The sequence below is a fragment of the Achromobacter sp. genome (assembly GCF_032113835.1).
In the GTDB taxonomy this organism is placed as follows: Bacteria; Pseudomonadota; Gammaproteobacteria; order Burkholderiales; family Burkholderiaceae_B; genus Achromobacter.
Window position 1 is genome coordinate 1 of record NZ_DAMCTG010000127.1, and the last position, 11,140, is coordinate 11,140.

The 11,140-nt window shown below is 66.1% G+C and carries 10 protein-coding genes and 1 pseudogene; all 11 read left to right on the forward strand.

The features are described from left to right. The first annotated feature begins 354 nt into the window (after positions 1-354). Positions 355-1,080, forward strand: coding sequence for a FadR/GntR family transcriptional regulator (locus tag RT697_RS25610; protein ID WP_313702468.1), 726 nt, complete (start codon positions 355-357; stop codon positions 1,078-1,080). A 389-nt stretch (positions 1,081-1,469) separates the two neighbouring features. Beyond that, positions 1,470-2,486 carry an amino acid ABC transporter substrate-binding protein gene (locus RT697_RS25615; RefSeq protein WP_313702469.1) on the forward strand — a complete coding sequence of 339 codons (1,017 nt, stop codon included), beginning with the start codon at positions 1,470-1,472 and terminating at the stop codon, positions 2,484-2,486. 96 nt (positions 2,487-2,582) lie between these two features. Beyond that, positions 2,583-3,791 carry an aminotransferase class I/II-fold pyridoxal phosphate-dependent enzyme gene (locus tag RT697_RS25620; protein ID WP_313702470.1) on the forward strand — a complete coding sequence of 403 codons (1,209 nt, stop codon included), beginning with the start codon at positions 2,583-2,585 and terminating at the stop codon, positions 3,789-3,791. 3 nt (positions 3,792-3,794) lie between these two features. After that, positions 3,795-4,985, forward strand: a complete 1,191-nt coding sequence (locus RT697_RS25625) for an amino acid ABC transporter permease (RefSeq protein WP_313702471.1) — start codon at positions 3,795-3,797, stop codon at positions 4,983-4,985. A 1-nt stretch (position 4,986) separates the two neighbouring features. After that, a complete protein-coding gene (locus tag RT697_RS25630; protein WP_313702472.1) occupies positions 4,987-6,087 on the forward strand; it encodes an amino acid ABC transporter permease in 1,101 nt (366 codons plus the stop codon). Positions 6,088-6,105: 18 nt separating this feature from the next. Continuing rightward, positions 6,106-6,846: an amino acid ABC transporter ATP-binding protein gene (locus tag RT697_RS25635; protein ID WP_313702473.1), complete on the forward strand. Its 741-nt coding sequence runs from the start codon at positions 6,106-6,108 to the stop codon at positions 6,844-6,846. Between the two features lie 505 nt (positions 6,847-7,351). After that, on the forward strand, positions 7,352-8,221 hold the full coding sequence (locus RT697_RS25640) for a VOC family protein (protein ID WP_313702474.1): 870 nt from the start codon (positions 7,352-7,354) through the stop codon (positions 8,219-8,221). Between the two features lies 1 nt (position 8,222). Continuing rightward, a complete protein-coding gene (locus tag RT697_RS25645) occupies positions 8,223-9,332 on the forward strand; it encodes a M14 family metallopeptidase (RefSeq protein WP_313702475.1) in 1,110 nt (369 codons plus the stop codon). A gap of 35 nt (positions 9,333-9,367) precedes the next feature. After that, entirely contained in the window at positions 9,368-10,381 is a 1,014-nt protein-coding gene (locus tag RT697_RS25650; RefSeq protein ID WP_313702476.1) for a zinc-binding dehydrogenase, read from the forward strand. After that, on the forward strand, positions 10,378-10,800 hold the full coding sequence (locus tag RT697_RS25655; protein WP_313702477.1) for a PaaI family thioesterase: 423 nt from the start codon (positions 10,378-10,380) through the stop codon (positions 10,798-10,800). The genes RT697_RS25650 and RT697_RS25655 overlap by 4 nt, the downstream gene beginning before the upstream one ends. Positions 10,801-10,829: 29 nt before the next feature. Then, positions 10,830-11,140: pseudogene (locus RT697_RS25660) on the forward strand (ABC transporter substrate-binding protein); the annotation flags it as partial.

Genomic DNA, 11,140 nt, shown 5'->3' on the forward strand with positions numbered 1-11,140 from the left:
CGGGCCCCGTGCGTGCGCCGCTGACCGACCTGACCGGCGAAGAAATGGAAATGCTGCAAGCGCTGATCAAGAAGTCCGGCGCCGAGTGATCGGTCCGCACTGATCCCGTGCGCGATTAGCCGCCAGAACGCCCTCCCGCTGGAGGGCGTTTTGCTTCTTGATGCAAAGAAAAGTTGGCGGAATTCGCCCCGTATGTTGTCATATGGCCTCAGTGCTTCCTCGCGGCCGCGCGCATTTGGCGCGGCCGACGCCTTTGGGCCGGACACCCATCAGGCTTCAGAGGAACGCGTACACTTGCGGCTGCGCGCCAGGCCGCCAGCCTCGCCCGCAGCGATTTTCCCTATAAGAGAGACAATGCAAACTCCCGCCCGGCCTCCCCGCTCGCGCCTGACCGATTTCGTCATCGAGGAACTGACCAAGCGCCTCGATGCGCGCCAGTACCGCGCCGGCGACAAGCTGCCCTCAGAGCACGCGCTGTGCGACGAATTCGAGGTCAGCCGCACCGTCATCCGCGAAGCCGTGGCCTCCATGCGGCTGAGCGGCCGTCTGGTCAGCAAGCCCGGCATCGGCGTTTTCGTGACCGAAGACCGCGAAAAGCCCATCGATTTTGTCGTGGAGCCCGCCACGGACCCGCGCTGGGCGCTGCACATCATGGAATTGCGCGCCGGCCTTGAAGTGGAAGCCTGTGGGCTGGCGGCGGAGCGCCGCAGCGCCGCGGACCTGGCCGGCATCGTCGAAGCCTTTGACGCCTTCAACCGCGCCACCCGCGACATGGAAGCGGCCGTCAAGGCCGACTACGAGTTCCACCTGTCGATCGCCCGCGCGTCGAACAACCCGCACTTTCCCGCGCTGTTGAAGGCGGCGGTGCGCGACGTCATGCTCGACCTGAACATCAAGCACGGCGGCAAGACGCCCGAAGAGCTTGAAATGTACGAAACGCGCAACGTACGCGAGCACGAAGCCATCCTGACGGCCATCATGCGCCGCGACCCCGGCGCCGCGCGCGCCGCCATGGCCCGCCATCTGGGCGACAGCATCGCGCGCTACCGCAAGCTGCTGTCCCATCCCCCGGCGCTATAAACCCCGCCTGCCTGCCCGCCCGTAATGCCAATTACGGGAATCCCCTTACTTGTTTACTTGTATGACGGCTGCCATCATACGTCTTATTGCATAACGTAATACGACGCGGCCGCTGTACCCGCCTGCGTCTTCCGTGACCGTAAGACCTGCCGTACCAGTGCCGCCGATGAGCCCGATTCTTACCCTCCGCAGTACGTACCACCCCTACGCCACGCGCATTCAACGGCGCACCGCCTGACCGGCCCTGCGCCGGCGCACCCTCCCCACTTTCCGTACCCCGTCCGAATGCGCGACGCACCCTCCCCGGCTTGCCGGGGCGGACCCCGAACGCTTGGCCGTTTCCGACCCATCCGCTTTTCAATCACTTTCGATCCCCAGGAGAAATCTCCATGCGCAAGTTTCTGAGCTCCGCCGTTGCGGCAACCCTGCTGTGCGTCGCGTCCGGCGCGCAGGCCGGCGTGACCTTCGAGGCCGTCAAGAAAAAGGGCTTCCTGCAGTGCGGTTTTGCCGGCATTCCCGGTTTCTCGGTGCTCGACAGCAAGGGCGAATGGACAGGCCTGGACGTGGACATGTGCCGCGCCGTCGCGGCCGCCATGTTTGGCGATGCCTCCAAGGTCAAGGGCAACGTGCTGACCGCGCAGGCCAAGTTCACGGCCCTGCAGTCCGGCGAAATCGACATGCTGTCGCGCAACACCACGCAGACGCTGACCCGCGACACCACGCTGGGCCTGATCGGCGTCGGCGTGAACTTCTATGACGCGCAGGGCCTGATCGTGAAGAAGGCGATGAACGTCAAGAGCGTGAAGGAACTGGACGGCGCCACCATCTGCGTGCAGCCCGGCACCACCACCGAACTGAACCTGGCCGACTACTTCCGCAGCCGCGGCCTGACGTTCAAGCCGGTGCTGGTCGAGAACTACGACGAAAACTTCCGTCTGCTGGAATCGGGCCGCTGCGACGCCTACACCAACGACAAGTCCAACACGGCCGCCAACATGCGCACGCGCCTGGCCAAGCCCGACGACTGGGAAATCCTGACCGAGAACCTGTCCAAGGAACCGCTCGGTCCCATGGTCCGTCAGGGCGACGAGCAGTGGTTCAACGTCGTGCGTTGGTCGCTGAACGCGATGCTGGAAGCCGAGGAATACGGCATCACGTCCAAGAACGTGGACGAAATGCTCAAGAGCAGCAACCCGAACGTCCAGCGCATCCTGGGCGTGACGCCGGGCATGGGCAAGAACCTGGGTCTGGACGACAAGTGGGCCTACAACATCATCAAGCAGGTGGGCAACTACGGCGAAAGCTATGACCGCGCCATGGGCAAGGACAGCCCGCTGAAGCTGGACCGCGGCCTGAACAAGCTGTGGACGCAAGGCGGCCTGATGTACGGCTGGCCGGTGCGCTAAGCACGGTTTACGCGGCTCCGCCCTGTGCGGAGCCGCGCTTCATTTCCCCGGCCTGCGGGCACGCCCGCGCCAGAACACTCTTTACGCAGCAACACCATGAACAGCATCGTCAACGCCCGACTCAAACAGATCAAACCCTCGCCCAGCATGGCCGCCAAGATCGTCGTGGACGAACTGCGCCGCCAGGGCCGCGAGATCGCCGACTACACGCTGGGCGAGCCCGACATGCCCACGCCCGCGCACATCGCGCGCGCCGGCCAGGAAGCCATCGCGGGCGGCGACATCCGCTACACCAGCCCGAACGGCACCGTCGGTCTGCGCAAAGCCATCGCCAACAGTCTCGAGCAGACCGTCGGCGTGCGCTACGGCATGGACCAGATCACCGTGGGCGCCGGCGCCAAGCAGATCATCGCCGCCGCGCTGACCGCCAGCCTGGAGCCGGGTGACGAAGTCATCGTCTGCGCGCCGTACTGGGTTTCCTATCCGGACATGGTGCTGTTGGGAGAAGGCAAGCCGGTCGTCGTCACCGGTCCCGAATCGCAAGGCTTCAAGCTCGACGCCGCCACGCTGGAAGCCGCCATCACGCCGCGCACGCGCTGGCTGATCCTGAATTCGCCCAGCAACCCCAGCGGCGCCGTCTACAGCGCCACCGAGCTGCGCGCGCTGACCGACGTGCTGCTGCGCCATCCCAACGTGTGGATCCTGAGCGACGAGATCTACGCGCCCTTCACCTACAGCGGCCAGGCCCACGCCTCGCCCGTGCAGGTCGAGCCCAAGCTGGTTGAGCGCACGCTCATCGTCAATGGCATGTCCAAGTCCTACGCCATGACCGGCTGGCGCGTCGGCTACGGCGCCGGCCCGGCCGACCTCATCAAGGCGATGAGCACCGTCATGTCGCAAAGCACCTCGTGCCCCAGCGCGATCTCGCAAGCCGCTGCGCAGGCCGCATTGGAAGGCGACCAGTCCAGCGTCACGGAAATGGTGGCGATCTTCAAGAAGCGCCGCGACCTCATCGTGAGCCGCCTGAACGCCATCCCCGGCATTTCGTGCGCCATGCCCGACGGCGCGTTCTACGTGTACGCCAACGTGCAGGGCCTGATCGGCAAGAAGGGTCCCGACGGCGAGCTGAAGACGGACCTGGACGTGAGCCTGTTCTTCCTGCGCGAAGCGGGCGTGGCGGTGATCGACGGCGGATCGTATGGCCTGTCGCCCTACGTGCGCTTCTCGTTCGCGACCTCCACCGAGGTCATCGAACAAGGCATGGACCGCCTGACCGTTGCGGTCAGCGCCCTGATGGCGGGCTGAACCGTGGCGCAGCACACCGCTCAACACCCGGTGCAGCGGCCGCCGCGCCGGGTTTCCTGGAACGATCCGGCCACACGGGCGCTGGTTTACCAGGCGCTGGCCCTGGCGCTCGTCGGGGCCGGCGTCTGGTTCCTGGTCCACAACACGCTGCACAACCTGTCGATGCGCAACATCGCGACGGGTTTCGGCTTTCTCAATCGCGAGGCGGGTTTTGCCATCGGCGAATCCGTCATCGCCTATGCGCCCGCCGACACCTACGGGCGCGCCATCTTCGCCGGCATCCTGAACACGCTGCGCGTGGGCCTGCTGGCGCTGATCGCCGCGACGATCCTGGGCGTCTTCATCGGCATCGGGCGCCTGTCCAAGAACTGGCTCGTCAACAAGATCACCTCGGTGTACGTCGAGGTGATGCGCAACGTGCCGCTGCTGTTGCAGCTGTTCTTCTGGTACGCGCTCATCACCGAGAACATGCCCGGCCCCCGCCAGGCGCACAATCCGCTGCCCGGCGTCTTCATCTCCAACCGCGGCCTCAAGGTGCCGGGGCTGGAAGGCGCCTCGCTGGACTGGGTGCTGTGCGGACTGGGGCTGGCCATCCTGGCGATCATCGCCGTGGGACATTGGGCCACCAAGCGCCAGGAAGCGACGGGACAGCCGTTCAAGCTGGGCCGCACGGCCATCGGCCTGCTGGTCGCATTCCCGGTCATCGGATGGCTCGCCAGCGGCGCATCGCTGACGCTGGACATGCCGGCGCTCAAGGGCTTCAACTTCGTCGGCGGCCTGACGCTGTCGCCGGAGTTCGTCGCCCTCTTCCTGGGCTTGACCGTCTATACGTCCGCCTTCATCGCCGAAGTCGTGCGCTCGGGCATCCAGGCCGTCAACAACGGCCAGTGGGAAGCCGCCGGTTCCCTGGGCCTGCCGCGCCGGCTGGTGCTGCGCCTGGTAATCCTGCCGCAGGCGTTGCGCGTCATCATCCCGCCGATGACCAGCCAATACCTGAACCTGCTGAAGAACAGCTCGCTGGCGGTGGCCATCGGCTATCCGGACATCGTGTCGGTGGTGAACACCACGCTGAACCAGACGGGCCAGGCCATCGAGGGCATCCTCATCATCATGGCCGCCTACCTGACCGTCAGCCTGTCGATCTCGATATTCATGAACTGGTACAACAAGCGCATCGCGCTGGTGGAGCGTTGAGATGAGCAGCACTACGCAAACCCTGAGCGCCAACGTCGCGCCGCCCGGCGCGCAAACCGGCGCCTGGGCCTGGATGCGGTCGCGCCTGTTCTCCTCGCCGCTCAACATCCTGATCACCGTGCTCCTGGCATGGTGCCTCCTGATGGCCTTGCCGGCGCTGGTGGAATGGGCCTTCATCAAGGCCAGCTTCGACGCCACCAACGCGCAGGAATGCCGCGCCGCCGGCGGCGCCTGCTGGGCGTTCATCATTGAAAAGCACCGGCTCATCCTGTTCGGCACCTATCCGTTCGACGAGCAATGGCGTCCGTTGATCGCCACAGGCATCCTGATCGCGGTGATCGTGGCCAGCGGCATGCGCCGCTTCTGGAACGGCAAGCTAGCGCTTATCTGGACGCTGGGACTGGCGGCCGTGTCCGTGCTGATGTGGGGCGGCGTGTTCGGCCTGACCTACGTCGAGAACGCCCGTTGGGGCGGCCTGCCGCTGACACTGATCCTGGCGACCTTCGGCATTGCCTTCGCGTTTCCGATCGGCGTGCTGCTGGCGTTGGGACGCCGCTCGAAGATGCCGGCCATCAAGGCGCTGTGCGTCGTGTATATCGAGCTGATCCGCGGCGTGCCGCTCATCAGCCTGCTGTTCATGTCGTCGGTCATGCTGCCGCTCTTCCTGCCGGAAGGCTTCACCATCGACAAGCTGCTGCGCGCGCAGATCGCGATCATCATGTTTGCCGCGGCCTACATCGCGGAAACGGTGCGCGGCGGCCTGCAGGCGATTCCGAAGGGGCAGTACGAAGGCGCGGATTCGCTGGGCCTGAACTACTGGCAGCAGATGCGCAAGATCATCCTGCCGCAGGCGCTCAAGATCGTGATCCCGCCGCTGGTGGGCATCTTCATCAGCCTGTTCAAGGACACGTCGCTGGTCGTGATCATCGGCATCTTCGATCTGACGCTGGCGGCCAAGGCGGCCCTGTCCGACGCGGCTTGGCGAGGTTTCGGGGTGGAGGCCTATCTCTTCATCTCGCTCATCTACTTCGTCTTCTGCTATTCCATGTCCAAATACAGCCGCGCGCTCGAGCAGCGCCTGGCCACCGGGCACGCCCGGTAAACCCGAAGGAGAACAGGCATGTCCGATGCCATCATTCGTCTGCAGGACGTGAACAAGTGGTACGGCCAGTTCCACGTGCTGCGCAACATCAATCTGAACGTCGCCCAGGGCGAGCGCATCGTGGTGTGCGGCCCGTCGGGTTCGGGCAAGTCCACGATGATCCGCTGCATCAACCGGCTGGAGGAACACCAGAAAGGCCAGATCATCGTCGACGGCACCGAGCTGACCAGCGACCTGAAGCACATCGAGACCATCCGCCGCGAGGTCGGCATGGTGTTCCAGCACTTCAATCTGTTCCCGCACCTGACCGTGCTGGAGAACCTGACGCTGGGACCGATGTGGGTGCTGAAGCAATCGCGCGCCCAGGCTGAGGCAACCGCCATGAAGTACCTGGAGCGCGTCCGCATTCCCGATCAGGCCGCCAAATTCCCCGGCCAGTTGTCCGGCGGGCAGCAGCAGCGCGTGGCGATCGCGCGTTCGCTGTGCATGAACCCGAAGGTCATGCTGTTCGACGAGCCCACGTCGGCGCTGGACCCGGAAATGGTCAAGGAAGTGCTGGACGTGATGGTGACGCTGGCGCAGGAAAGCGGCATGACGATGATCTGCGTGACGCACGAGATGGGCTTTGCGCGCAAGGTGGCGAACCGCGTGATCTTCATGGATCGCGGCGAGATCATCGAGGAGAACAATCCGGATGATTTCTTCGATCATCCGCAGAATGAGCGGACGAAGTTGTTCTTGAGTCAGATCCTGCACTGACACGGGGAGAACATCGCCGAGCAGTTCTTTTAGCCGCCTTCTTGCAAGGCGGCTTTTTTGTTTGGGGGGTTGCTTGCTGGGGGCCGGTGTCGGGGGGGGCATGCCGGGGGCCGGTGTCAGACACCCTGTGGAGGTCGTCCTCAACTTGCCACGGCACTTCAGCGGGTGTCAGACACCTGGGGCGGCTGCACTTCGGCAGGGGTAACGGCCAGGTGTCTCCGCAAGGTGTCTGACACCCGTATGAGATGGCCTAGAAGCTGCCGCCCCTGTCACCCGGGTGTCTGACACCGTCTCCCCAACGCACCCCACAAAGAACCAGATCATGGCGCAGCGCCGGGCCATCCCCCCGGAATGCGTATTAGTGATTTGAATATGCCGCTGCAGCCCCGCTGCGGCCCAGGGGCGCCGAATCACAAATCAGATATCAACATGAGAATTCAATCGTTCTAGCGCGACGGCGCATCGGCCAGACTGCGTCTTTCTCTAAGCGCATACAGGAATACCGATGTCCCTTCCTTCAGTCACGGGCCTGGACCACTACATCATCCGGGTCAACGACCTGCAGGCGGCGACCGACCGCTACGTCAAGCTGGGATTCAGCCTGGCCCCGCAGGGCCGGCACCATCGCGGCACGCGCAATCAGACGATCATTCTGGATGCCAACTACCTTGAACTGCTGACGTTCCCCGAAGACCTCAAGGCGCAGTCGCGCTTTGGCGGGTTTGACGACGCGTACGAAGGCCCGGTGGCCACGGCCTTGCAGACCACCGACAGCACGGCGGTGCACGCGGAATTGGCAAAGTTGGGCATCGACGCCGAACCGCCCATCAGCGGCGGCCGCCCGGTGCATCTGCCCGAAGGCAGCGAAGACGCGGCCTGGAACAACACCCAATTTCCCGCGGGCCTGCTCGGCGTGCCCGACTTCTTCACCTGCGGTCACCTGACGCGCCATCTGGTCTACCGCCCCGAATGGCAGGACCACGCCAATGGCGCGCGCCGCATCGAGTCCCTGATCGTCGTGCATCCCCAGCCCCGCTCGCTGCGCGCCGGCTACGAGCGCGTCTTCGGTCCCATCGCCACCAGCGACCTGCCCGACGATGGCCTGCAGGTGCGGCGCGGCAGCCTGCGTATCGACTTCCTCGCGCCGGCCACGTTTGAGCAGCGCTACCCGCAGGTTCGCGTGCCTGCCGGTCTGCCCGCCGCGTCGCAAGGCGGATGGTTCGCCGGCTCGGTGATCGGCGTGCGGGACCTGACCAAAACGCGCGCCATGTTCGACGCCAATCAGGTGGCGTACCGCGCCAACGCGGGCGGCGAGCTGGTGGTGGCGCCGGACGACGCGGGCGGCGCGTTGCAGGTCTTCGTGCAGGAGGCGTGAGATGAGCCAGACCCTGCCCGACTACTGGGACTGTTTTGCCAACGGCTATTCGTCCGCGCGGCAAGCCTTCGTCGACGACGCGGCCGCGCGCGGGGCCGCGCTATTCCGCTATGAACATCCCACGCTGAAAGACCCGCAGGGCAACGCATTGAGCGTGGACGTCGCCGTCCTGGGCCGCCGCGATGCGCCGCGCACGCTCCTGGCGATCAGCGGCACCCACGGGCTGGAAGGCGCGGCCGGGTCCGCGGTGCAGCGCGCATGGCTGGCCGCCGACGGCGCACGGCCGCTGCCCGACGACGTAAACGTCGTCCTGGTCCACGCGCTGAACCCGTACGGCTATGCCCACGACACCCGCACCACGGAAAACAACGTTGACCTGAACCGGAACTTCGTCGACCACGCCCGGCCCTATCCCGCCAACCCGCACTACGCGACGCTGCATCCCCACCTGATTCCGGCCCGATGGACCGAGACCACGCACGAGGCCGCCGCGCAGGCGCTGGACACGTTCAAGGCCACGCACGGCGCGGACACCCTGTTCAACGTGACCGCCAGCGGCCAATACACGCATCCGGACGGCCTCGTCTACGGCGGCCAGGGACCGGAATGGTCCAACCGCACGCTGCGGCGCATTGTCGATGAGCACCTGGCGGCCAGCGAGCGCGTCGCGTTCATCGACTGGCACACCGGCATCGGCGAATACGGCGAGCCCTTCTTTCTGTGCTTCAACGACGAAGCCAGCGCCGAGCAAGCGCAGGCCGCACGCTGGTGGGGTTCTGAACGCGTGCGCGACCAGCGCCCGCACGGCTTGGCGCGACCCGACTATCAGGGCCTGGTGTTCCGTGGCGTGCAGCAGGCGCTGGGCGATCGCCCGCTGGCCGGCGCGGTCGTCGAATTCGGCACGCGCGGCCTGCAGATGCGGCCCGCGCTGCGGCTGGACCAATGGCTGCGCTTCAAAGCGCCGCAAGCCCCCGACGCCGCGCGCGATGCGCAACTGCGCGCGGACCTGGTGGACGCATTTGTACCGGTATCCAGCGTGTGGCGGCGCAGCGTCGTCGCGCATGGCCTGCACATCACCCGCCAGGCCATCGACGGCGTCGCGGGCTGGTGACTTCTTTTCTCTAAATCCCCTTCTATCTGGCATTCATGAAAGCGATTGTTTTGCGTGAGCACGGCGGCAACGAAAAGCTGCGCCTGGAAACCAACTTCCCCGATCCCGTGGCCGGTCCCAATGACGTGGTGATCCGCGTCAAGGCCTCGTCCCTGAACTACCACGACGTCTTCACCCGCCGCGGCATGCCGGGCATCAAGCTGCCCTTCCCCGTCATCATCGGCCTGGACGTGGCCGGCGAGATCGTGAAGACCGGCGAGAACGTGCGCGACTGGAAGGCCGGCGACCGCGTGCTGGTCGACCCGATCGACCGCGTGGACGGCGGGCTGGTCGGCGAGACCATCCACGGCGGACTGGCCGAGCTGTGCCGCGTGCCCGCGCACCAGCTCCTGCGTCTGCCCGACGAAGTCAGCTTCGAACAGGCCGCCGCGCTGCCGGTGGCCTACGGCACCGCGCTGCGCATGATGAACCGCATCGGCCAAGTGAAGGCCGGCGAAAAGGTGCTGATCCTGGGCGCCAGCGGCGGCGTGGGCGTGTGCGCGGTGCAGCTCGCCAAGCTGGCGGGCGCCGAAGTCATCGCCTGCGCCGGCACGCCGGAGAAAGGCGAAGCGCTGCGCGCGCTGGGCGCCGACCACATCATCCTGTACACCGAGGAAGACTTCCTGAAGGCCGTGCAGGAACGTTTCGGCAAGCCCTCGCGCCGGCGCGGCGGCAAGCCAGGCGGCGTGGACGTGGTGGTGAACTTCACGGGCGGCGATACGTGGGTCAAGTCCCTGCGCTGCCTGCGCCTGGGCGGACGTCTCCTGACCTGCGGCGCGACGGCGGGCTTCGATCCCAAGGAAGACCTGCGCTACATCTGGACGTTCGAGCTGCAGATCCGCGGCTCCAACGGCTGGGACCGCGACGACCTGCACGAACTGCTGGCGCTGGTGCGCGACGGCCGCCTGCGCGTCGAAGTGGACCGTGTGTGGCCGCTGGAACAAGGCGCTGATGCGCTGGCCTCGCTGGAAGATCGCAAGATCGTCGGCAAAGTGCTGGTGGCGTCATGAGCGCGCAGCTGAACGCCGTCGATATCCAGGCCAAGTTCGACGGATCGCCCTTCATTGCGTGGCTGGACCTGTCGGTGCGCGACGTCGACCACGAACAGGGTGAACTGACCGTGGTGGCGCCCTTCCGTCCGGAGTTCGAACGCGGCGCGCAGAGCGGCCAATGGCATGGCGGCCCGCTGGCTGCCGTAATCGACACGGTCGGCGACTTTGCCGTCGGCATGCTGCTTGGACGCGGCCTGCCCACCATCAACTTCCGCGTCGACTATCTGCGTCCGGCCATCAATACCTCGCTGACCGCCGTGGCGCGCGTGCGCCGCAACGGCCGCAGCGTGGGCGTGGCCGACGTCGACCTCTACAACGACCAGGGCGCGCTGGTGGCCATCGGCCGCGCCACCTACGCCACGCTCAGCCAGGGCTGAGCCGCGCCATCAAGACAAGGATTTCCGTCATGACACAAGCAACCCGCGCCGGACGGCGCGCCTTTCTGACCCGTTCCGCCGCCGGCGGCCTGGCTGCGGCCGGCCTGGGCGTCGCGCCCCGCACGCTGCTCGCCGCCACCGACCGCCCGGGCTCCGACGCCGGCCCCGCCCGCCGTGGCGGCACGCTCGTCGCGACGTGGGGCGGCCTGGAGCCGCAAGCCCTGTTCGTGCCGGGCGGCGGCGGTTCCAGCCCGTTTCAGACCTCCACCAAGATCCTGGAACGCCTGCTCAAGCTGGACGCCGACCTGAAGTTCCAGCCCGCGCTGGCCCTGTCCGTCAC